A 22,789-nucleotide genomic window follows, 5' to 3' on the forward strand; every position below is an offset into this window, starting at 1 on the left:
GGGGATACGGGGGGAGGGGTCGCATGCTGCCTGAAGTGCGAGGATGGTTGCGGCACCGTACTTCGTCCGCTGAGGACTGGCCGCTCCGGGACCTGAAGGCCGCCAAGGGGGAGACCACGGTGAGCGTGGTGCTCCCCGCCCGCGACGAGCGGGAGACCGTGGGCCAGATCGTCGGGGTGATCCGGCGGGAGCTGGACGGGCTCGTCGACGAGATCGTGGTGATCGACTCGCGTTCCTCCGACGACACCGCGCTGGTGGCGCGGCGCGCGGGGGCCTGCGTGCACGCCCAGGACGAGATCCTGCCGCAGCTCAAGCCGATGGACGGCAAGGGCGAGGCACTGTGGAAGTCCCTCGCCGTGACCTCGGGGGACGTGCTGGTGTTCGTGGACGCCGACATCCGGAAATTTCGTGCTTCTCTGGTATTCGGCCTGCTCGGGCCGCTGTTCGCGGACCCCACCGTGGTCTACACGAAGGGTTGCTATGACCGGCCCTTGCACGGCACCGCCAACGGCGGCGGCCGCGTCACGGAGCTGGTGGCCCGCCCGCTCATCAACCTCCACTGGCCGCACCTGGCCGGTTTCGTCCAGCCCCTGGCCGGGGAGTACGCCGGCCGCCGCTCGGCCCTGGAACGCGTGCCGTTCCTGACCGGTTACGGCGTGGAGCTGGGGCTGCTGATCGACCTGCTCGAACTCGCCGGGCTGGACGCGTTCGCGCAGGTGGACCTGGGCTCGCGCGAGCACGCCCCGCAGTCGACCGAGGCGCTCGGGAGGATGGCGTCCCAGATCATGCTGGCCGCCTGGTCACGCCTGCTGCGTCAGGGCAAGATCGAGACCTGCCACGAGCCGTCCGTCCGGCTGGCACAGTTCCGGAGGGGACCGGACGGGCACGACATCCTGCTCCGCGACATCGGGATCGGCGAGCGCCCACCCATGATCACCGTGAATACGATCACCGTGGAGCCTTGAACACGATCACCGTGGCTCCTTCAAACCCGACGTGACGAACGCGGCGATCTGGTCGCGCATGGCCTCGTGGTCGTCCGCCGCGTCGCCCAGGATGATGCGCCCGAGCTGGCGCATCATCGAGGGGAACAGCGCCAGCCCGGTCATCATGAACAGCGTCCGGGCCACCTCCGGCGACGGATCCACACCCAGGCCCTCCGCCAGCGAGGCCGTCTTGCGGCGGCAGCGCTCCACCCGTACCTCCTGCCCGGCCGGCAGCCCCTCCTGGTCCCGGTAGTTGAGCGCCTCCCACATCAGCAGCCGCACCAGCTCGGGATGTGAGTGGTAGTAGTCCGTCAGCCGGGCCACGTAGTCACCGGGATCGGCGCCGGGGAGGGAGATCTGCGTCGTCAGGTCGTCGAGCGCCTCCTTGATGACCTCGTCGAACAGCTTCTCCTTGCTGCCGAAATGCCCGTAGATGCGCTCTTTGTTGACGCCGGCCCGCTCGGCGATGCGATCCACGCGGGCGCCCGCCACGCCGTACGCGGCGAACTCCTCCCGTGCGGCCTCCAGCAGGGCGGCGCGCGTGGCGGTGGTCGAGACCTTGGGTGCCATGCCGCCCATGATAGCCACCAACCAGTTGGTTGCAATCCAACTGAATGGTTGACATCCAACTAGTTGGTTGGCTACCGTCCCGGCACATGACGACCACCATTTCCCCCGCGCCGCACGACCTCGCGGCGACCTCGCCGGCCGGCCTGCCGTTCGGGCGCACGCTGGCGGCCTTGACCCTCACCGCCGTGCTGGTCAGCGGCCAGCTGTACATCGTGATCCCGCTCCTGCACGACATGGCCACCGGCTGGGGCGCCTCGGCCGGCGGCCTGACCTGGCTGGTGACCGCGTTCGGCATCGGGTACGGAGCCGGTTTCCTGATCTTCGGCCCGCTGTCCGACCGGTACGGGCGCCGCCGGATGCTGATGATCGGACTGCCCCTGGCCGCGCTCACCTCGGCGGCGGTGGCGTTGAGCCCGAACCCCGAAGTGGCGCTGGCGTTGCGGGCGGTGCAGGGGCTGGCGGTGGCGATGTTCCCGCCCGCGGCCCTGGCGTACCTGGCCGAACGGGTCGAGCCGCGCCGCCGGGTGGGCGCGATCGCGGCGATCACCGGCGCGTTCCTCGCCTCGGCCGTGCTGCTCCAGGTCGCCGCCCAGCTGCTGGTGGACGTGATCGGCTGGCGCGGGCTGTTCCTGCTGTCGGCGGCCGGGTTCGTGCTGGCGTTCCTGGGTGTGCGGGCCGTCACGCTGCCCGACCTGCCGCGTGCGGGCGGCGGCTCGCCGCTGTCGGTCTACCGGGCGGTGCCGGGCCTGCTGTTCCACCGCGTCCTCGGCCTCCGGTACGTGGCCACGGTCATGCTGATGGCGGGCTTCGTGGCCGTTTACACCGGTCTGCAGATCTACGGCGTGACCTCGTCCCCCGAACTTCTCGCGCTCCGCGCGGCGGGGCTCCCGTCGATCGTCCTGGTGCCGCTGCTCATGCCGTGGCTGGCCCGGATCCACGCGCCGATCAGGGCGGCGGCGTTCCTGGCGGCCGGAGCACTCGCCCTCGCCGCCGTCGGCCTCACCGGGACGGCCGCGCTGGTGCTGCTGCTGGCCGTCTACGTCGCCGCCATCACCGGCGGCCTGCCCAGCCTGAACGAGGCGATCTCCGCCGGCGCCGGACCGGCCCGGGGGACGGCGCTGTCGCTGTTCTCCTTCGCGCTCGCGGTGGGCGGCAGCGTCGGCCCGCAGCTGGCCGCCGCGTTCGGGGGATTCACCCCGCTCCTGTACGGCCTCGCGATCGGCATGGCGCTGGCGGCCCTGGCCACCCTGCTCTCCGGGGTATTCCACCGCGTAGCTACTGACCGGTAAGGTGTTCTGTTACCACCGGTAACATCGGGTCGAGGAGAGTGCGCACATGACCGGCTTCTGCCCGGAGCCCAGCGACGACGTGGCCGAGGTACGCGACTGGGTGCACGCGTTCGCCCGCGACGTGATCCGCCCGGCGGGCGCCGAATGGGACGAACGCGAGGAAACCCCCTGGCCGGTCATCCAGGAGGCGGCCAAGATCGGCCTCTACTCCCTCGACTTCTTCGCCACCCAGTGGTTCGAGGACAGCGGGCTCGCGCTGCCCGTGGCGTTCGAGGAGATCTTCTGGGGCGACGCGGGCATCGGCCTGGCCATCGTCGGCACCGGCCTGGCCGCCGCCGCCCTCGCCGCGAACGGCACCCCCGACCAGATGGGGGAGTGGCTGCCGCAGATGTTCGGCACGGAGAACGACGTCAAGCTCGGCGCCTTCTGCGCCTCCGAGCCCGACGCCGGCTCGGACGTCGGCGCCATCCGCACCCGCGCCGTCCATGACGGCGGCGACTGGGTGCTGGACGGCGTCAAGACCTGGGCCACGAACGGCGGCATCGCGAACGTCCACGTGGTCGTCGCCTCGGTCGACCCCTCACTCGGGACCCGGGGCCAGGCGTCCTTCGTCATCCCGCCCGGCACCCCCGGGCTGTCCATGGGCCAGAAGTTCCGCAAGCACGGGATCCGCGCCTCCCACACGGCCGAGGTGATCCTGGACGGCGTCCGCGTACCGGGCTCCTGCCTGCTCGGCGGCAAGGAGAAGCTGGACGCCCGGCTGTCCCGCGTACGCAACGGGGAGCGGGCGGGGGAGCAGGCGGCGATGCGCACGTTCGAGACCACCCGCCCGTCGGTCGCCGCCATGGCCGTCGGGATCGCGCGGGCGGCCTTCGAGTACGCCAGGGACTACGCCCGCGAGCGGGAGCAGTTCGGCCGCAAGATCGGCGAGAACCAGGCAATCGCCTTCCTCCTCGCCGACATGGCCACCCGGGTGGACATGGCCCGCCTGCTGACCTGGCGGGCCGCCTGGATGGCCCGCCACGGCAGGCAGTTCTCGCAGGCGGAGGGCTCGATGTCGAAGCTGGTGGCGGGGGAGACGGCGGTGTGGGTGACGGAACAGGCGATCCAGATCCTGGGCGGGGCCGGATACACCAGGGAGCACCCGGTGGAGCGCTTCCACCGGGACGCCAAGATCTACACCATCTTCGAAGGGACGTCGGAGATCCAGCGCCTGATCATCGGCCGCGCGGTCACCGGCCTGCCGGTCCGCTGAAGAACGTCGCACGTCAGCAGGGATGACGTGTCGCCGGTGGGGTCACCGCGGCACATCACCCTGCCCGACGCCTCGCCATCGAGACAGACCTCAGTTCTGTCTCAATGGCTTCGGGTTGCCGGAGCCGCCGATCGATGGCACGTCCAAGACGGTCCTTGCCGTCATGGCGAAGTACGGCGTGACGGTGGACCGGGCGCACTCTGGCCGCGTGCTGGTGGCGTGGTCATCGATTGAGTACATCGCAGCCGAGATCCTCGACCCCGACACCCTCGACCACTTCGACGGCGGCCGGAACCCATCCGCCTCCCGAGCGAGCTGCGCAGCAAACGCGTCCACGTCCAGCAGCGCCTCACGGACGGTCGCCGCATCTGGGCTTCCTGTACGGCAGGCAGGAGGTCAAGCCGGGCAAGACCGTGGAGCACGCTGGCTCCAAGATGCACGCTACTGTTCCCAGCATTTGACTCCTCCACCGAAGATGGCCGCGGCGCTGGCAACGGTTCCCGGATGGCCGGCCCAATATCCTGCGCGAAGTATGGACTGGAGGTTCCGGTCAGCGGCGGAGGCCCAACACTAATGATCACCGGAGTCACCAGGGAGCCCGCAGCATGACCGGCACCACGGAGGCCCTCAGCGGGTCGGCCGCAGTCGACAACGCAGCACGAAGTGTCACGCGCCCGTTCTACGTATACGCCGTGCTCGCCAACACGCTGTTCCAGCGCGGCGTATTCGTCCTCTTCCTTCAGCAGCGAGGCTTCTCCGCCGAGCAGGTGGCCCTACTGCAGACACTGCTCTACCTGGTGAGCGGACTTGCGGAGTTGCCGACGGGGGTCATCGCCGACCGAATCGGCAGGCGTGCCAGCATCGTGATCGGCCAGATGCTGATAGCTGGATGTCTGCTCGGCCAGGGGACGTTCTCCAGCTACTGGGTGTTCCTGGCGCTGTTCATCGGGCAGGGCGTGGGCATGGCATGTGTGTCCGGCTCGGACACCGCCCTGCTGTACGACCTGCTCGTGCGTCGTGGTGCAACGGCCAGCTACGTCAAGATCAAGTCCCGGTTCACCATGCTCGGGACGGTCACCTCGGGAGCCGCCATCGTCCTCGGCGGCCAACTGCAGCAGATCTCCTGGGGAGTCGTCTACGTCGGTTCGGCGGCGTGCCTCGCCCTGGCCGTGGTGGTGCTGATGTCACGGGTGCCCGAGATCCGCGGCGCGGACGCGGTGGACGAGCAGGACGGAGCCGAGGAGCACGGCGACGCCACAGCATGGCGGGCGATGCTTCGGGTCGCCACGCCGGCGCTCGTGACGCTTGTCGTGGTGTCCGGATTGATGCATGCGACTTTGACGCCGTACATCATCTTTGCGCAGAAGACCCTCTCCGATCAGGGAGCGGGCACCGCATTGGTCAGCGTGGTCATATCGGCGGGATTCTTCGCCGGCGGGCTCACCCCGCTGCTGTCGGACCGCGCGGACCGGCGCATCGGGTATCGGGTCATAGTCCCGGTGTCCCTCCTGACGCTCGCCGCGGCACTCGGGCTGAGCGGTCTCGGCCTTGTCTGGGTCACCATCGCCGCGTTCCTGGCCCTGGTCGGGATTCCCGAGATCACCGCCGTGATCGTGGACAACGTGTTCAACGAGTCCGTGCCGTCGCGCCACCGGGCCAGCCTGCTGTCGATGATCGCATTCGTGGAGTCGGCGCTCATCGGCATCGGCTATCTCGTCCTCGGCGCGCTCATGGACGGGCTGGGCTCCAGTGTGGGCATGGCCACCTACGCCGCGGTCCCCCTGCTGGCATGTCTCCTGTGGCTCCCGGTGCTCTTGCGAGGGGCACGGGTGACCACCGAGATCGAGAAGCCCGCCGACCAAAAGGCATCCTGAAACAGGCCATCTCGAGGACTCCGCCCCAGCTCACCTGCCGTCGGGGAAGTTCACCGCGAACGCGGCCCGGCTGACCCTGGCCGCCACCTCCTACAACCTCACCCGCCCAGCCGGGCACCTCGCCGTTGCCACCTCCTGCGCAGCCGCGCGGCGCGGTGGCTGGGCGTCACCGGGATCGTGCTCGGTGCCTGCGGGCTGCTGTGCGCACTGCTGCTGCAGACGGTCATGAACGGGAACGACGTGGCGGCAGCCTTCGAGCGTGGCGCGGTGTATCCGATCATGGCGCTGAGTTCGTGCCCGGAGCGACGCTGCCGGCGCGTGGCCGGGTCAGCGCCGGAGGAGTGGCATGAAGAGGGTGTCGACGATCTCCACAAGGGTTTCGTCGGGTACGGGGCCGGCGTCATGGAGAGCTCGCCGCGCAGCAGGTCGAAGGGGAGCCGTTGCCTGCGGCCCGTCAGCTGGCCGGGCTTGATCTCACATCGCCGGCGCCTCGACACACCCCGAGGGTCGCGGGTCCTGGGCACATTCCGGCAGACGGTCATGGCGCTGCGCTGGTTCCGTGAGCGCGGCTGCGTGCACTGCCCGGCCAGGGACGCCGGAGTCTCGCAGCCACCGGCTACCGCTACCTGCACGAGGCCATCGACGTCCTCGCCGCTCAAGCCCCCGACCTGTACAACGTGTTGAACCGCTGCCGCGAAGACTCGAGGACGTCGTGTTGGACTTCACCGGGGCTGCTGACCTGCGCCAGGCCTTGGGCCAGTTGCACCGCGACGGACTTCTCCTGCCCCTGGCCAACGGCGCGCTCGTCGCCCCAACGTCGGCAAAGAGCATCGCCGAGCCGCTGTCGGCAGCCTGACCTTCGCGCACACGGCGTCCATCCGGTTGAACCACTGGAGAGCTCGTCCCCGGGGCAGAACGGCGTTGAGCAGGTTGGAAGGTGCCGCGGCGGGCGTCGAGGCGGGGGTGCGGTCGGGCCGTGGTGGCAGGTGGCCTGGAACGCACGAGGAATCAGGCGGCGACCGACGCCCTGATGCTGTGCGTGCAGGCGAACGCCGGCCTGATGCCCAACCTCAACGACAGGAGCCGAACACCTCTGTCGTGAGCATGGCCACGTCGGTGAGCAGGCCCGGGCGGGCCTTGCCGTACCTGACCGAGATGCCGGTCTGCTTCATGGCCGGGTCGAGAATGGCGGCTCGGTGCTCGTCGCTGTTCATCCACCAGCGGACGGCCGCGCGCGGCGTTGCGGTGCCGTCCCAGCCCGAGAAGACGTTCTCCTTGACCTGCCAGGTGCCGGCCGGGCAGTAGCCGGCCGCCCTGACCCGGACGCCGACGTCGGAGTGCGTCACCGGGTTGATGTGCCACTGCTTGTTCTTCGGGTCCTCCGGCCGGTCGATCCACCACTTGAGCAGCCTGGCTGCCTGTACGTGCTCGTCGGCCGCCTTGTACAGGCGGTAGCTGTCCTCCAGGGGCGCGACGCCGGCGCGGGCGCGCTCGGCGTTGACCAGGCAGCGGATGGCGTTGGACGCGAAGCCCTCCATGAGGACGATCGCCGCCTTGCGCTGGCCTTCGGTCAGCTCGGGTTTGTGCTTCTTGAACCAGGGCTCGGTGCGGACGGGGTTGTCGGCGAAGTCGCAGTCGGCCCGCTGTGCGTGGGCGGGCGCGGCGGTGGCCGCCAATCCGGTGGCCAGCAGCGCCGCTGCGAGGAAGGCTCTCATGTCTCGACTGTGCTTTGCACCGCGCGGCGCCGCATGAGTAAGGGATACTCAAAAGGAGGATGGTCGCCGCTACGCTGTGCGACTGTGAAACCGCTCGGCTACGAGCACACCGCCCTTCGGGGTCGGGCACAGGCCGGGATCTGCACGAGTATCGCCAATCCTGGCTGACCCACCACGGCGAGCAGGGCGCGTCCCTTTCGAGATCATTGTCGTAGCGGTCCGGTACGAGCCGGCCCCGCTGCGCGCGGCGATCTGGGACAGCGCCTTGTGGACCGTCCAAGTGCTGCCGGCTGTGCTGGCGTTGCTCGCCATCTGGGCACCACGACGGTTTCCGGTGCTCGGCGCGATCACCGCGACGGTGTCGCTGGCGATCAACGCGCCCACGCTCGTCATCCCCTACACGACCCCGTGCGGCCCGCAGCTCTCGCCGACCACCTGTCCAGAGCCACGGGCTCGGGCATCTGGATCAGCATGGCCGCGATCGGATGGGCGGCCTCACCAGTACCGACGTCGTAGTAGACGTGGCTCTACGCCGCATAGACGGGCGCCAGGTCGACGAAGACGCGGTAGTCCGAGATCAGACCGTCGTCGCGGGTATGCCAGATCGACACGGCCACGACGCTGACGTCCTTGCCGTCGAGCCGCCGGTATGTCACCTCGGTCTCGGCAATGGTGTCGGCGTCGACCTGCCACGTTCTGACGAGCCTGTGCGCGAGGCCCGCGATGGTCGCGAAGAATGTCCGCAGCCCCTCTGCGATGGCGTCGCGTCCCACCATGGGCTCGGCGTTGCCGAACACCATCCTGGCGTCCTCCGCCAGCAGTTGCACGAACCTTCCGGGGTCGAACGAGTCGACCACCTGGAAAACGCGCTGTGCCTCGTCGTCGGACATGCCGATCTCTCCTCCCATGGCGAGGGTCGCTGCTCGGGACGTTACGTGGCGACGGGCAAGATGCAACCCCCTCTCAAAACCAACCTGGCCAGTCTCCGTAGCTCGGGCCGAAATTCCCTGATGGGCAGGGCTCGGGTCTGGCCCATCAGCCTGACCATCTTCACGCTGACCCCCGGCGGACGTCGCGTTCATTGACCCTGGCCGGGGTCGTGGACCGGCCGACCGCCTCGGGCTTGCCGTGCCCCAGGCGGCGGTGGCGCGGCCGGCCGAGCGGCTCGGGCTCGGCCCGAGCTTCGCCGAGCTGAATCTGGCGGTCTCCGACTTCACGATGGTGACCGGTGGAGGTGAGGGAGGCGGCCACGTCGGCGACGGGTGCGCAGCGGTGGAGCCGTTCGGTTGGTCGGGGACGGACGGCCCGACGCCGGCGCGGCTGGGTCAGATGCAGCGGCTCGACCTTCGGTCCCGGACGCCCCATAGCCGACAAAACTAGACGCGAGGGCGTCGTCCTACGAGGCTTGATGCACCTGCCCCTCGGGCACCCGTTCGGCGTGGATCAACCGGATGATCGCCTGGCTCATCCGGGCGTAGTCGTGGTCGTTGACCAGCTCGCCGCGGAGGCTGAAGTCGTTCATCACCGCGATCCGATCGGCGAGAGTGACGATCTCCGGCAGGTCCGAGGAGATCAGCAGCAGCGCCATCCCTGCTCCGGCCAGCTCGGCGATCAGCTCGTGGAACGCCGCCTTGGTACGTACGTCGATGCCGACCGTCGGCTCGTCCACGATGAGAATCTCGCATTCGGCGGCGAGCCACTTCGCGAGGCTCACCTTCTGCTGGTTGCCGCCGGAGAGCTGGCCCGCGAGCTGGGACGGCGACGAGATCCGGATGCCCAGCCGGTCGACGTACCGGGCCACCAGGCGACGTTCCGCCCGATCGGTGACCAGCCCGGCCCTGGCCAGGCGCCGCCACACGGTGACGCCGACGTTGCGGGTGATCGGCTGGTCGAGGAAGAGGCCCTCTTCCTTGCGGTTCTCGGTCACGTAGCCGATGCGGTGGCCGCGGAGCGCCTCGCCGACGTCGCGGATGCGCACCGGACGGCCCCGCACCTCCACGGTTCCCGACGTGATCCGGTCGAGCCCGAGCAGCGCCTTGGCCAGCTCGCTGCGGCCGGCCCCGACCAGGCCGTACAGTCCGAGGATCTCTCCCGGGCGCACCGACAGGGAGACGTCGCGGTGGCCCCGCGCGGTGCACACCTTGTCCAGCCGCAGGGCCGGCGGCGTGACCGGGTCGACGTGCCGCTCGGCGAGGCGGACCGAGGAGTACGCCCGCCCGACCATGAGGTCGACGATCTGGTCCTGCGTGTAGCCGGCGAGCGGCTCGGCCTCGGCCACGCTGCGCCCGTCGCGCAGCACGGTGACCGTGTCCGCGACCGCGAACACCTCCTCCAGCTTGTGGCTCACCAGCACGACGGCGTGTCCGCTGTCGCGCAGCTTGCGCACGATCCCGTAGAGCCGGTCGGCCTCGTCCCCGGTGAGCGACGCGGTCGGCTCGTCGAGCAGGAGCACCTTGCTGTCGACGCTCAGCGCCTTGGCGATCTCGACCAGCTGCGCCTGCGCCACGGAAAGCCGGGAGACCGGGGTGCCCGGGTCGAGGTCCAGATCGAGCAGGTCGAGGCAGCGGCGGGCCTCGGCACGCATCCGCGCCCGGTCGACGAGGCCGAAGCGCCGCGGCAGGTGGTGGAGCAGGATGTTCTCGGCGATGGAGAACTCGGGGATCAGGTTGCGCTCCTGGTGCACCACGCCGATGCCGGCCCGCTGGGCGTCGAGTGGCCCGTTCAGGTGCAGCTCGGCGTCACCGAGCGCGACCCGCCCGCCGTCCGGCCGGTGCACACCGGTGAGGATCTTGATGAGCGTGCTCTTGCCCGCGCCGTTCTCGCCCAGCAGGGCGTGCACGCTGCCCGCGGCCAGCCGCAGGGTGGCCCTGTCCAGCGCGCGGACTCCCGGGAACGTCTTCACCAGGTTCTCGGCGGTGAGCATCATGACGACCCCTTCGACAGCTTCTGGCGTACGGCGCCGAGCAGCACCGCACCGAGGACGACCGCGCCGACGATCAGGTCGATCCAGCGCGGGTTGATGCCGAACTGCGCCTGCATGACGTCCACCAGCCGAACCAGGAACGCCGCGAGGCAGGTGCCGGCGACGCTGACCACCCCGCCGGCGAGCGCCACCCCGCCGATGATCGGGGCGGCGAAGCTCTGCAGCAGCAGATCGTCGCCGATGCTGGAGTTGACGGAGCCGGAGGCGGCGACCGTGATGACGGCGGCGACGCCGGCGAGCAGGCCGCTGAGCCCGTGCGCGATGACGATCGACCGATCGTTGGAGATGCCGGAAAGCCGCGCGGCGAACGGGCTGCCGCCGGTCGCCAGCAACCGCCGGCCCACGACCGCGCGGCCGAAGAACAGGGCCACCAGGGCGGCCACCACCAGAGCGAGGACGAGGACGACCGGCAGCCCGAGCATCGAGGCGGTGCCGAGGCCGCGCAGCCATGGCGAGTACCCCTGGAAGGTGTCGGGGCCGTTGATCCCGTACCGCAGCCCCTCGATGATCGTCATGGTGGCGAGGGTCACGATGAACCCGTTGATCCGGGTGAACACGACGAGCAGCCCGTTGACCAGGCCGGCGGCGAGACCGACCCCGAGCGCGCCCAGCACGGCCAGCGGGGCGGGCAGGCCGGCTTCGAGCATGAGCCACGCCGCGACCATGGCGCACAGGCCCGTGAGCGTGCCGACCGACAGGTTCATCTGGCCGATGGCCAGCACGACCATCTGGGAGAGCCCGATGACGATCGGGACGGCGAGGAAGCGGAAGAACGCGTCCAGCGTGCCGCGCGAGAGCAGGTTGCCGTCCGTGGCGACGGCGAGCGCGACGAAACCGGCGGCCGCGAGCACCGCGAGGGTGAACTCCGGCCGGGCGGTGACATCCCTGAGCCGCCCGCCGAGCCCGGCGCGGACGGCGGTCGTGGTGCCGGTGCTCATGCCCGTGCCCTCCTTCGTTCCGCGGCGACGTGGCGCACCCGATCGAGCGACAGCGCGCCGAGCAGCACCAGGCCGATGTAGAGATTGAGCTGGTCGAGCTGGAACTGCAGCAGGTTCAGGCCCTTGTAGATGACCTGGGTGAGCGTCGCGCCCAGCACCGTGCCGAGCACGCTGACGGCGCCGCCGGCCAGCAGCGTGCCGCCGAGCACCGGGCCGAGGAAGGACGGCAGCAGGAACGCGTCGCCGATGCGCGCCGAGAACGCGCCGTTGTTCGCGGCGAGCAGGAAGCCGGCCAGCCCGGCCAGCAGCCCGCTGAGCGCGTGGGCCTGCACCACCCGGCTCCGGACGGGGATGCCGGACAGCTCGGCCGCCTTCTCGTTGGCGCCGGTCATCAGGATCTCCCGGCCCGGCCTGCTGAAGCGGAACAGCAGGCCCACCGCCAGCACCGCGACGAGGGCGAGTGGCGCGACGAGTGGGATGTGCGGGCCGCACAGGTCGCCCATGCAGTAGTCGGCGAACGTGTCGTTGCGCAGCGCGTCCATGCCGGCGGGCCGGCTGCTGAAGGCGACGCCGTCGGTGAACCTGGTGTAGAGGATGGTGATGAGCCCCACCAGGGCGAAGTCCATCGCCAGCGTGACCACGAACGAGTTGACGCCGGTACGCGAGATGATCAGCCCGGCCAGCGCGCCGAGCGACGTGCCCACGATCAGCCCGATCACCAGGCCGACGAGCAGCGACACGCCGAGCCGGTCGTAGGCGAGGCCCATGGCGAACGCGCTCATCGCCGCCATCCGGCCGACGGCCATGTTCATGTGCCCCAGCGACAGGACCGCCAGCTGGGAGAGGCCGACCACCGCGTACACGCTGATGTCCGACTGCAGCGGCACGAGCGTGAGCGTGGTGTCCATGAACGCCGGCCGCAGCACGGTGAAGATCGCGACCAGGGCGATCAACAGGATGAGCAGCCCGAGGCGCGGATTCGCCCAGAGCGGCATCCCCGACGGCTCGCGCGGACCTGCCGCGGGGATCTCCGGCGGTGTCGCGGTCCGCGTGCTCACGCGACCCTCCGGTCGTCGATCGCGTCGCGGTCCCACTCGATGCCGAGCCCGGGGGAGGCCGGCGCCAGAGCGTGCCCGTCGGCGATCCCGATCTCCTGCCGGGTGATCGCCCTGAGCTGGGGGATGTGCTCCAGGTAGCGGCTGTTCGGGACCGCGCAGCAGAGGCTCACGTGCAGCTCCATGAGGAAATGCGGACAAACCGGCACGTTGTACGCCTCGGCCAGGTGCGCGACCTTGAGCCACGGCGTGATGCCGCCGATGCGTGCCACGTCCACCTGCACGATGCCGGCCGCCTGCCGGTGCAGGTACTCGCGGAACTGCGCCACGGAGTAGAGCGACTCGCCCACCGCGACGGGGATCGAGGAGGCCGCGGCCAGCGCCTGGTGCCCGGCGACGTCATCGCCCGGCAGCGGCTCCTCGAACCAGTAGGGGTCGGACGGTTCGAGCAGCCGGGCCCGCCTGACGGCCTCCGCGGGGGTGAGCGACTGGTTGGCGTCGAGCATCAGGTCGAAGCCGGGCCCGACCGCCGCACGGACGGCGGCCAGCCGTTCCGCGTCCTCGACGGGGGAGCGGCCGATCTTGAGCTTCACACCGGGCCAGCCCGCGGCCTTGCTGGCCTTGGCGCCGGCGATGAGCTCCTCGGTGGTGAGGTGCAGCCAGCCGCCCTCGGTGTCGTACAGCGGGATGCGGTCCTTCGCGCCACCCGCGAGGACCCACAGCGGCTGGCCGGCGTCGCGGCACCGCCAGTCCCACAGGGCCGTGTCGACGGCGGCGAGGGCCAAGGAGGTGATCGCGCCGACCGTGGTCGCCCGGGTCGCGGCGAACAGGTCGTGCCACACGGCCTCCACCCGGCGGGCGTCCGCGCCCGCCAGCCTGGGCAGCAGGTAGTCGCGCAGCAGGGCGAGCACGGCGGTGCCACCGGTGCCGATCGTGTACGTGTAACCGGTGCCGGTGCCGCCGTCGTCGGTCCGGATCTCGACGAAGACGGTCTCCTGCTTGATGAACGACTGGACGGCGTCCGTGCGTACGGTCTCGACCTCCAGGTCGACAAGATATGCCTCGGCGTGAGTGATCGCGGGCAAGGGAGGCTCCTCCTGGGGCTCGTCGGACTACTTGCAGGACAGGTACTGGCTGTCGAACGCCTTCTTCAGCTCGTCCGTCTTCGCCTGGCGGTTCGTGTCGTAGGTGTCGATGTCGTCCTTGGTCACGACGAAGGAACCGGAGTCGATGATCACTCCCGGTTGCGCCATCGTGCAGCCGCCCGCGAGCTTCATCAGCGCGTACGAGCCGACGGACGCCTGGCCGACCGGGTTCTGCAGCACAGTCGCGGCGACCGAGCCGTCCCTGAGGCCGGCGAGGATGGTCTTGTCGTCGTCGATCGCGACGACCTTGATCGGCAGCTTGGCCCGCTCGACGCCCTCCGCGGAGGCCACCGCGGGGTTGTAGGCGGTGTTGACGATGCCCTGGATCTGGTCGCCCTTGGCGGCGAGGAGGTCGGCGACGGCCTTCTGCGCCGTCTGCAGGTCCTTGTCCACGTCGGTCACGGTCTGCAGGAGCTTGACCTTCCCGCCGGTCTCATCGACCGCCTTCTGCACCCCCGCGATGCGGCGCTGGGTGTTGGAATCCACCTTGTTGCCGGTCAGGTGCACGAGGTCGCCCTGACCGCCCATGGCCTCGATCGCGGCCTGCGCCGCCTTGTAGGCGGCCAGCTGCACGTCGGTGGACAGGCAGAAGTCCGCCTTGTCGACCTCGCCGGCCGGGCAGGACGCCAGCGAGGCGACGGGGAAGCCCTGCCGCTTGAGGTCCTCGAAGGTGGCGTTGATGTTCTCCGGGGAGACGCCGAAGACGCCGAAGGCGTTGTAGCCCTGCGCGGCGAGGGACTTCAGCACGTCGTTCTGCTTGGTCTGGTCCCAGTCGGAGGTCTCGTTGAAGCTGACGTCGCCGACGCCGAGATCGCTCTTCGCCTTGGCGGCGGCGTCCTTCCACGGCTGGAAGTAGGGATGTGCCCCGCCGGGGACCAGGGCGATCTTGACCTGGTCGGGCGTCCGGGTGGACGCGCCGGCCGGCGTCGTGTCGTCGCTCTTCCTCGTGCAACCGGCGGTGGCGGTGACGGCGAGCACAAGGGCGGCGGCCAGCCCGCCGAGCCGGTTCAGTGATCGTTGATTCATGACAGCGCCTCTCAGGATCATAGATCCTATAGGATGTTTCATGGAGGTATAGTTCCTGTCCGTCAGGACGTCAAGACTTGACCTTCCGGCGACACGTCGACTCCGTGGGAGGATTGAGCCCGATGGCATCCACCGAACCGATCCGGCTCAGGCGGTCGACGCTCGGCGACGACGTCTACGACGTGCTCAGGGCGCGCATTCTCGAGCACAGCATGCAGCCCGACGACCGCGTCAACATCGACGCGCTGGCCCGCGAGCTCGAGGTGTCCCAGACGCCGATTCGCGAGGCCCTGGCCCGCCTGGAGTCCGACGGGCTGGTCCGCAAGCGCCCCCTCGTGGGCTACACGGTCACCCCGCTGCTCACGCGCGCCGAGTTCAACCACCTGTTCGAGATGCGGCTGCTGCTGGAGTGCGCCACCGCGCGGTGGGCCGCCGAGCGGGCCACCTCAGCGCAACGCGAGTCGATCATCGCGGAGGCGGCCACGTCGATCGCGCAGGAGCCGGACGACCCCGAAGGCTGGCGCTGGCACGCGGCCTTCACCGCCCACGACGCCCGCTTCCACGATCTCATCGCCGAGGCGTCGGGCAACCCCCTGCTCCGCGACGGCCTCGAGCGCCTGCATGTCCACCTTCACCTGCACCGGAGATACTTCCCCTACGCCCACGCCGGCACGACGATCGAGGAGCATCAACGCATCGCCGCGGCCATCGGGGCCGGGGACCCGGACGCGGCCGAGGCGGCGACGCGAGGACACCTGAGTGCGGCGCGTGAGCGGCAACTGACGGCATTCGACTGAAGCCCGCCCGCCGCCCGGCACGGGCCGGTCGGCGGGCGGGGTCCGGTCGTCAGCCGGCGTTCGCGAACCGGTTGACCCAGTACGCGGTGCGGTCCAGATAGGCGGTCTGAGCCGAGGCGCCGGTGCGCCCGTAGGCGCCCTCGAAGCTCTGGTACCCCGTCCGCACGACCGCCGGCTCGATCACGCTGCCCTCGTGCCACTCGTTGAAGGACGTGATCGACACCCAGGTGGGGTTGGTCTGGAGGGCGTTGGACCACTCCTTGTCGTAGGTGGCTCCGTTGTCCCTGGAGAGGGTGGGCGTGGTGTTGCCGGGCACCGCGCGGTCGTCGATGTAGCCAGGGCCCACCGACGGAGCCCACACCAGCCCGCGCTGGCGCGCGTAGTCCGCGGCCTGCTGCCAGCCGGGCGCCGTGGCGCCGGCGATCGCGTCGTAGGTGTACATGCCGTTGAAGTTCGCGATCTTCGTGGTGTCGGTGGTCTGGGCGAGGATGACGTTGCTCTGGTTGACCTGGCTCAGGGCCGACCAGTCGGTGATGCGCAGGCTCTCGAAGACGTAGAAGGCGTTGCGGAAGGCCGGATGCGAGCCGTAGGTCTGGTTGATGTAGCGGATGTCCTCCACGGTGGAGGCGGCGGTGCGGCCGGAGTAGGGCTCCAGGTGCCAGGCCACCTTGAGCCCTTCCTTCGCCGCGGCGTCCATGATGCCTCTGGCGAGGTTGTCCTCATAGCTGCCGCGGCCCCACCAGCTGAGCACCAGCACACCGACACCGGCCTGTTTGATCCACTTCATGTGCTGGGGCACCACGCCGGCGAAGTCGCCGGAGTCGTAGGCGCTCAGCGCGGGGTACAGGTCCGCGCCGACGTCGTCGGGCGGGGTGTGCCCGCCCTGCGGCCAGTGCCGCCAGCTGCCGCTGACCTGCGGCGAGCCGTACCAGGGGTAGTAGAAGACGTGCACCTTGTCCGACAGCGCCGTGCCGCCGTTCGTCGCGCTCGTCAGGGTGAAGGTGTCGACGTCGAACAGGAAGCCGCTGCCGCCGGTGAAGACCAGGAAGAGTGGTCCGGTGGCGGTGCCGGTCAGGGTGGTGGAGACGTTCTGGAAGGTCTCCCAGCCTCCGGTGGTGGGTACGGTGACCGATCCGAGCAGGGTGCCGGTGGCCGATCCCGAGCGGATCTGGATGGTGCCGCCCGCTCCTGCGGAGGAGACGCGGGCGGAGAAGGTCTTGGCGCCTGTGGTGGTGACGCCGGAGTAGCCTGCCCAGTCGCCGTTCTCGATGAAGCCGAGTGTCTGGCCGCCGCTGGCGGGTGTGTGGTTCGCGATCTGCACCCCGGAGCCGGAGGTGTACGACTCGCCCTCGACCGTGACGCTGCTCCCGCCCAGTTCCTTGATCCGGATGTTGCGGAAGGCCACCTGGTCCGAGGCGCCGTGGTTCTGGATGCCGACGTACCCCTGGAGCAGCGAGCGCCGCGGGTCGGTGTTGGTGAAGTCGTTGATCTTCACACCGTTCAGGAGGACCTGCAGCCGCTCGCCCTCCACCAGCAGCTCGTAGGTGTTCCACTCGCCGGGCGGGTTCAGCGCGGCGTCGCGCGCGGCCTGGTCGGCGGCCTTGAAGCCGTAGATCGCCCCGGTCGTGCGGTCCGGGGTGTCGGTGGCGTCGATCTGCACCTCGTAGCCGTTGTCGATGGCCGACTGCGGATCGGACGAGGCGGGGAAGCCGACGAAGATCCCGGAGTTGCTGTCGCCGGTCAGCTTCCAGTCCAGCTTCAGCGAGTACGAGCCGAACTCCTTGGCGCTGTGCCACAGCAGCCCCATCCCGCCCTGCGAGGTCAGGGTGGCGTCGGCGTTGGCGAAGCTGCCCGGGCCGGCCTGGGACCAGCCGCTGGTGGAGCCGTCGTACAGCGAGGTGTAGCCGGTCTCCGGCCGGCAGTCGGCCTTGGCGACCCCGGCCGCGTACCGGATGCCGCCGAGGAGCACGTTACGGAAGGCGGGATCGGCGTACGACTCCACGGTGTGGCCGAGCCCGGTGTAGAAGGCGCGCCCCTGGCTCTGCGGGTGGCACCACGTGATGGGGTGGTCGCCCATGTCGCCGCCGCTGTAGGTGCTCTCGTTGAGGTTCTGCAGCACGCGTACGGAGGGGCGCGGGTTGGTGCGGTAGTTGTACCACTCGTCGGTACGCGTCCAGGTGGGGCCGAGGTGGGCGGTCGCCGGGTGCCCGCGGTTCTCGGTGCGTACGGTGGCCTGCTGGATGGCGGGGTGGCTCCTGAAGTAGGCGCCGGCCAGCTTCTCGTAGTACGGCCAGCCGTACTCGGTGTCGGCGGCGGCGTGCACGCCCACGTATCCGCCGCCGGAGTCGACGTAGGACTGGAAGGCGGCCTGCTGGGTGTCGTTGAGCACGTCGCCGGTGGTGTTGAGGAAGACGACGGCCTTGTAACCCGCGAGGTTGGCGCCGGTGAAGGCTCCGCCGTCCTCGGTGGCGGTCACGGTGAAGTTGTTGCCGCCGCCGAGATCGCGGATGGCCTGGATGCCCGCCGGGATCGCGTCATGGCGGAAGCCGGCGGTCTTGGAGAAGACCAGCACCTGGTAGGCCGGGTCCGAGGGGGCGGCGGTCAGGCTCGCCGCGACGAGTACGAGGCCGAGGAGTTTGTGAATCATCGCCGCCTACCTGGTGATAGTGAAGGTGTCGATGTCGAAGAGGAAGCCGCTGCCGCCGGTGAAGACCAGGAAGAGTGGTCCGGTGGCGGTGCCGGTCAGGGTGGTGGAGACGTTCTGGAAGGTCTCCCAGCCTCCGGTGGTGGGCACGGCGACCGAGCCGAGCAGGGTGCCGGTGGCCGATCCCGAGCGGATCTGGATGGTGCCGCCCGCTCCTGCGGAGGAGACGCGGGCGGAGAAGGTCTTGGCGCCTGTGGTGGTGACGCCGGAGTAGCCTGCCCAGTCGCCGTTCTCGATGAAGCCGAGCGTCTGGCCGCCGCTGGCGGGTGTGTGGTTCGCGATCTGCACCCCGGAGCCGGAGGTGTACGACTCGCCCTCGACCGTGGTGCCGGGCGGCGCTCCGGTGGTGAAGGTGAAGGCGTCCACATCGAACAGGTTGCCCTGCCCCGACACGCCCTTGAAGACCAGGAACAGCTTTGTCGTGCCGCTGGGGCCGTTGCTCAGAGCCGCGGAGACGTCGGTGAAGGAGTCCCAGCCTCCGGTGTTGGACACGGTGAGGGTGCCCAGGAGCGTCCCGGTCGAGGAGCCCGCCCGCACCTCGACCGTGCCGCCGGGGCCGCCGGAGGAGACCCGGGCGGTCACCCTGGTGACCCCGGCCAGCAGGTAGGGCTCGAAGGAGATCCAGTCGCCGTTGTCGGTGAAGCCGACGGTCGCGCCGCCCTCCGCCCCGCCGTGGTTGGCGACCTGGATGCCCTGCTGGGCGCCGAAGTGCTCGGCCTGCCGGTGCGCCGGCTGCAGCGTGCGGACGCCGTGGCCGGTCAGCCCGCCCTTGTCGGTGTACTCGGCGTCGAAGACGCCGTAGAGGTTGGCCGCCGCGTCGTGCTCGCCGTCCGCCGGGATGGTGATCGATCCCTCGCAGCCGTTCTTGGAGGTGATCGCATGGGTGTGGCTGTCGTGGCCCACCAGGTACGTCACCTTGACGCCGGCGCAGTCCACGGTGCCGTCCTCGGGGTCGGTGACGGTGACCTTGAAGGGCACGGCCTGGCCGTAGGAGAAGAGCCGGCCGTCGACCGGGGTGGTCAACGTCACGGTGGGCGCGGTGTTGCCGACCGTGATCACCAGGCTGGCGGTCCCGGTCAGGCCCTGCGGGTCACGTACGGTCAGGGTCGGCCGGAAGGTGCCGCTGGCGCTGTAGGTGTGGGTCGGGTTGGCCTGCGTGGAGGTGGCGCCGTCGCCGAAGTTCCACGCGTAGGTGAGCGCGCCGCCCTCGGGGTCGGAACTGCCGGCCGAGGAGAAGGCCACGGTCAGCGGCGCCTGTCCGGAGGTCTTGTCGGCCGCGGCCTTGGCCACGGGGTTGCGGTTGGCGCCGGCGAGGTACTCGATCCGGTACAGCGCCTGGTTGCCGCCGCCGGTGCCGTAGTCCAGCACGTACAGGGCGCCGTCCGGGCCGAACTCCGAGTCGATGATCTGCGTGCCGTCCCAGGGGAAGTCCTCGATCACGCCGGGTGCGCCGTCGCTCTTGACCTCGATCGCCTTGATCCACTGGCGGCCGAACTCCATGGCGAAGTAGCGGCCGTCGAGGGACTGCGGGAACTTGACCGTCGACGTCGAGCTCGCGTCGTAGCGGTAGACGTCGCCGCCCATGGGCGACTCGGAGCCGCCGCCGAACTCGGGCGGCGCGCCGGCGTCGCCGTATTTGATCCAGCTCGGTCTGGCCGCCGGCAGCGTGGCGAGCCCGGTGTTGCGGAAGGAGTTGTTCGCGGGCCCGCCCGCGCAGTCGTACCTGGCGCCGGCCGGGCCGCTGGGGAAGGTGTACTCGTTGTAGGTCTCGGCGGTGGTGTTCGTCCCGGTGCAGTACGGCCAGCCGTAATTACCCGGGGCGGTGATGCGGTCGAACTCCACCTGGCCGCCGGGGCCCCGGTTGGAGTCGGCGGCGCCCGCGTCCGGGCCGTAGTCGCCCAGGTAGACCGTGCCCGTCGGCTTGTCCACCGACATGCGGAAGGGGTTGCGGAACCCCATGGCGTAGATCTCGGGCCGGGTCCTGGCGGTGCCGGGCGGGAAGAGGTTGCCCGCCGGGACGGTGTAGGTCCCGTCCGGTTGCGGCTTGATGCGCAGCAGCTTGCCGCGCAGGTCGTTGGTGTTGCCCGAGGAGCGCTGCGCGTCGAACTGCGGGTTGCGGTCGGTGCGCTCGTCGAGCGGGGAGTAGCCGCTGGACTCGAAGGGGTTGGTGTCGTCGCCGGTGGTGAGGTAGAGGTTGCCGGCGCCGTCGAAGTCGATGTCGCCGCCGACATGGCAGCACTGGCCCCGGTCGTTGGGCACCTCGAGCACGACCTTCTCGCTGGCCAGGTCGAGGGTGTTGTCGGCCTTGAGGGTGAAGCGCGACAGGTTGAGGTGGCCCTTCCAGGGCGCGAAGTCGGCCTCGGTGCCGGTCACGGGGGCGTCCCCGGCGGGAGTGCTCAGCTTGGGGGAGTAGTACAGGTAGACGAGGCGGTTGCCGGCGAAGCCGGGATCGACGGCTATGCCCTGTAACCCCTCCTCGTCGTGGGTGTAGACATCGAGCTTGCCCGCCACTTTGGTAGCGCCGGAGGCATCGGTGTGGCGGACCGTGCCGTCGCGGGCGGTGTGCAGGACCGACCTGTCGGGCAGGACCGCGAGGGACATGGCCTCGCCTAGCTCGGCCGGCCCGAGGGCCAGCTGGACCTGCTGATAGTCGCCGGGAGGGATGTCCATCGCCGCCGCGCTGGTGAGCACCAGCGACGCCGCGACGAGCAGCCTCGACCACGCAGACATGGGCTTCCTTTCCTGACCGGGGGGACGTCAGGCAAGGCGCGCGCCGACCGCGCTTTGCTGGTAGGGCTGGGGGTGCTGCCCCAGGTTGCGCTTGACGTTTTGGCAGTGAGATTTGCCGACAAATGGGCTCAATAGAGATGCTTACCGCGCCGTAATGTGGCTGTCAAGGAGATGTCATTTCGGTCGGTGAATGGTTGATGGCGATGAAGATCCGTAAAAAATCAACATTTATCCGCAATTTTGCTCCTGGAGCGCTCCATCGTCTTGCGCCGGTCGGCTCCGTGGCATTGAATCGTCCCCACGTCCGCCTGGCCGCCGAACGGAGAGTTGCGGCGGGCCTCCTTACCGCCGACTTCGGAGTCGCCGCAGTGGGTGCTGTCCTCGGGCCAGGCGGGCGGAATCCGCTTCCTTGACGCGAAACTTACAGTCGCTATACCCACCTTGACGCTCCTGGCCTCGTCCGTCATGCTGCGTCTCACAAATCGGTTTGCATGTTGGGGAGTACATGACCGGCTTTCCACGGCGGGTGCTGGTGACGGGGGCGGCGGGAAGCGTCGGCCGGGCCACCCTCGATCTCCTCGCGCGCCATCAGGTGGCGGTGACGGGCCTGGACCTGCGCGGTCCCGGTGGCTTGCCGCTCGATCGCATGGTGGTGGGCAGCGCGGGCGATCCGGGGATCGTGCGGAAGGCGCTGGACGACGTGGACGCCGTGATCCACCTCGCTGCGCTCCCCGCGCCCGTGCTGGGCACGCCGGAGGAGGTCTTCTGCGGTAACACCAGGGCCACGTTCGTGGTGCTGGAGGAGGCCGGGCGTGCGGGCGTGCGGCGTGCCGCCATCGCCAGCAGCATGTCGGTCCTGGGGCCGGCCCGGGCGGACCGGGTGCTGCACCCGGCCTACGTGCCCGTCGACGAGGACGTCCCGTTGCAGGTCGAGGACCCGTACGGGCTGTCCAAGCAGGCGGACGAGCTCACGGCGGCCATGATGAGCCGCCGGCACGGGATGACGACCGTCGCGCTGCGCTTCCCCCGGCTGGGCGGGCCGGAGGACAAGCTCCGGCGCACGGCGGAGGAGTGGGCCGCCGACCGGGCCGCCGGAGCCAGGGAGTTGTGGTGCTACCTGGACGTCCGGGACGCCGCGCGGGCGGCCTGGCTGGCGGTCACGCGCCCGATCCAGGGCCACCACGTGCTCACCGTCGCCGCGCCCGACACGCTGATGTCCGAGCCGACCGAGGAACTGCTGGCCGCGTTCCACCCCGGCAGCGAGCGGCGGGCGCCGATGCCCGGCCGCGCCGTTCCGGTCGACCTGCGCGCCGCCGAGCGGGTGCTGGGCTTCACCGCGAGGCACGTGCTGCCGTGAACGAGCCCGGGAGGTTCACGCCGGCGGGAGGCGTCCTGACGTAAAAGTTCAGCGGCTGAAAGGATTATGCCGATGTAATATCACCGCATGCTGAGCCAGCAGCCGCAGGGCCGCCGTGAGCGGAAGAAGGCCGAGACCCGGCGCGCCATGGCGGACGCGGCGCTGCGCCTGTTCGCCCTGCGGGGGTTCGACGCGGTCACGGTCAACGAGGTCGCCGAGGCGGCCGACGTGTCGGCCAAGACCGTGTTCAACCACTTCCCCACCAAGGAGCAGCTGTTCTTCGAGCACGAGCCGCTGCTGGCCGGCGACCCCGCCGAGGTCGTGCGGCAGCGCCCGCCCGGCGGGCGGGTGCTGGTCGCGCTGCG

18 protein-coding genes are annotated in these 22,789 nt (G+C 70.0%); 8 read left to right on the forward strand and 10 right to left on the reverse strand.

Annotated elements, in window-relative coordinates; translation table 11 throughout:
- Nucleotides 1-23 precede the first annotated feature (23 nt).
- Nucleotides 24-965, forward strand: a complete 942-nt coding sequence (locus ACWDX9_RS26630) for a glucosyl-3-phosphoglycerate synthase (protein ID WP_449958439.1) — start codon at nucleotides 24-26, stop codon at nucleotides 963-965.
- A gap of 6 nt (nucleotides 966-971) precedes the next feature.
- Here ACWDX9_RS26630 and ACWDX9_RS26635 read toward each other — a convergent pair whose 3' ends face one another.
- Nucleotides 972-1,556, reverse strand: coding sequence for a TetR/AcrR family transcriptional regulator (locus tag ACWDX9_RS26635; RefSeq protein ID WP_449958442.1), 585 nt, complete (start codon nucleotides 1,554-1,556; stop codon nucleotides 972-974).
- An 86-nt stretch (nucleotides 1,557-1,642) separates the two neighbouring features.
- On the opposite strand from ACWDX9_RS26635, the gene ACWDX9_RS26640 reads away from it, so the two are divergent.
- From ACWDX9_RS26640 to ACWDX9_RS26655, 4 genes are all read left to right on the forward strand, one after another.
- Nucleotides 1,643-2,845: an MFS transporter gene (locus ACWDX9_RS26640; protein WP_449958445.1), complete on the forward strand. Its 1,203-nt coding sequence runs from the start codon at nucleotides 1,643-1,645 to the stop codon at nucleotides 2,843-2,845.
- A gap of 46 nt (nucleotides 2,846-2,891) precedes the next feature.
- Nucleotides 2,892-4,100 carry an acyl-CoA dehydrogenase family protein gene (locus tag ACWDX9_RS26645; RefSeq protein ID WP_449958448.1) on the forward strand — a complete coding sequence of 403 codons (1,209 nt, stop codon included), beginning with the start codon at nucleotides 2,892-2,894 and terminating at the stop codon, nucleotides 4,098-4,100.
- A gap of 605 nt (nucleotides 4,101-4,705) precedes the next feature.
- Nucleotides 4,706-5,974: an MFS transporter gene (locus tag ACWDX9_RS26650; protein ID WP_449958450.1), complete on the forward strand. Its 1,269-nt coding sequence runs from the start codon at nucleotides 4,706-4,708 to the stop codon at nucleotides 5,972-5,974.
- A 715-nt stretch (nucleotides 5,975-6,689) separates the two neighbouring features.
- On the forward strand, nucleotides 6,690-6,830 hold the full coding sequence (locus tag ACWDX9_RS26655; RefSeq protein ID WP_449958453.1) for a hypothetical protein: 141 nt from the start codon (nucleotides 6,690-6,692) through the stop codon (nucleotides 6,828-6,830).
- Between the two features lie 214 nt (nucleotides 6,831-7,044).
- Here the strand turns inward: ACWDX9_RS26655 and ACWDX9_RS26660 are convergent, their stop codons facing one another.
- The 7 genes from ACWDX9_RS26660 to ACWDX9_RS26690 form a co-directional block, all read right to left on the reverse strand.
- A complete protein-coding gene (locus ACWDX9_RS26660) occupies nucleotides 7,045-7,689 on the reverse strand; it encodes a CAP domain-containing protein (RefSeq protein ID WP_449958456.1) in 645 nt (214 codons plus the stop codon).
- A gap of 527 nt (nucleotides 7,690-8,216) precedes the next feature.
- A complete protein-coding gene (locus tag ACWDX9_RS26665) occupies nucleotides 8,217-8,579 on the reverse strand; it encodes a nuclear transport factor 2 family protein (protein ID WP_449958459.1) in 363 nt (120 codons plus the stop codon).
- A gap of 506 nt (nucleotides 8,580-9,085) precedes the next feature.
- The gene (locus tag ACWDX9_RS26670; RefSeq protein ID WP_449958462.1) at nucleotides 9,086-10,615 is read right to left on the reverse strand and encodes a sugar ABC transporter ATP-binding protein; all 1,530 of its coding nucleotides are present in this window, start codon (nucleotides 10,613-10,615) and stop codon (nucleotides 9,086-9,088) included.
- Nucleotides 10,612-11,610, reverse strand: a complete 999-nt coding sequence (locus ACWDX9_RS26675) for an ABC transporter permease (RefSeq protein WP_449958464.1) — start codon at nucleotides 11,608-11,610, stop codon at nucleotides 10,612-10,614. The genes ACWDX9_RS26670 and ACWDX9_RS26675 overlap by 4 nt, the downstream gene beginning before the upstream one ends.
- The gene (locus tag ACWDX9_RS26680; RefSeq protein ID WP_449958467.1) at nucleotides 11,607-12,668 is read right to left on the reverse strand and encodes an ABC transporter permease; all 1,062 of its coding nucleotides are present in this window, start codon (nucleotides 12,666-12,668) and stop codon (nucleotides 11,607-11,609) included. Before ACWDX9_RS26680 ends, ACWDX9_RS26675 begins: the two co-directional genes overlap by 4 nt.
- The gene (locus ACWDX9_RS26685; protein WP_449958470.1) at nucleotides 12,665-13,750 is read right to left on the reverse strand and encodes a mandelate racemase/muconate lactonizing enzyme family protein; all 1,086 of its coding nucleotides are present in this window, start codon (nucleotides 13,748-13,750) and stop codon (nucleotides 12,665-12,667) included. Before ACWDX9_RS26685 ends, ACWDX9_RS26680 begins: the two co-directional genes overlap by 4 nt.
- Before the next feature lie 27 nt (nucleotides 13,751-13,777).
- Nucleotides 13,778-14,836, reverse strand: a complete 1,059-nt coding sequence (locus ACWDX9_RS26690) for a sugar ABC transporter substrate-binding protein (protein WP_449958472.1) — start codon at nucleotides 14,834-14,836, stop codon at nucleotides 13,778-13,780.
- Nucleotides 14,837-14,958: 122 nt separating this feature from the next.
- Here ACWDX9_RS26690 and ACWDX9_RS26695 point away from each other — a divergent pair, with 122 nt between their 5' ends.
- A complete protein-coding gene (locus tag ACWDX9_RS26695; RefSeq protein WP_363964424.1) occupies nucleotides 14,959-15,633 on the forward strand; it encodes a GntR family transcriptional regulator in 675 nt (224 codons plus the stop codon).
- Between the two features lie 49 nt (nucleotides 15,634-15,682).
- Here ACWDX9_RS26695 and ACWDX9_RS26700 read toward each other — a convergent pair whose 3' ends face one another.
- Nucleotides 15,683-18,280: a ThuA domain-containing protein gene (locus ACWDX9_RS26700; protein WP_449958475.1), complete on the reverse strand. Its 2,598-nt coding sequence runs from the start codon at nucleotides 18,278-18,280 to the stop codon at nucleotides 15,683-15,685.
- Nucleotides 18,281-18,286: 6 nt separating this feature from the next.
- Nucleotides 18,287-21,067, reverse strand: a complete 2,781-nt coding sequence (locus ACWDX9_RS26705) for a carbohydrate-binding protein (RefSeq protein ID WP_449958478.1) — start codon at nucleotides 21,065-21,067, stop codon at nucleotides 18,287-18,289.
- 505 nt (nucleotides 21,068-21,572) lie between these two features.
- On the opposite strand from ACWDX9_RS26705, the gene ACWDX9_RS26710 reads away from it, so the two are divergent.
- Nucleotides 21,573-22,424, forward strand: coding sequence for an NAD-dependent epimerase/dehydratase family protein (locus ACWDX9_RS26710; RefSeq protein ID WP_449958481.1), 852 nt, complete (start codon nucleotides 21,573-21,575; stop codon nucleotides 22,422-22,424).
- 87 nt (nucleotides 22,425-22,511) lie between these two features.
- Nucleotides 22,512-22,789 (forward strand): helix-turn-helix domain-containing protein (locus ACWDX9_RS26715; protein WP_449958484.1); only part of this gene is annotated, 278 nt, incomplete at its 3' end.

The organism is Nonomuraea sp. NPDC003201 (assembly GCF_053590415.1).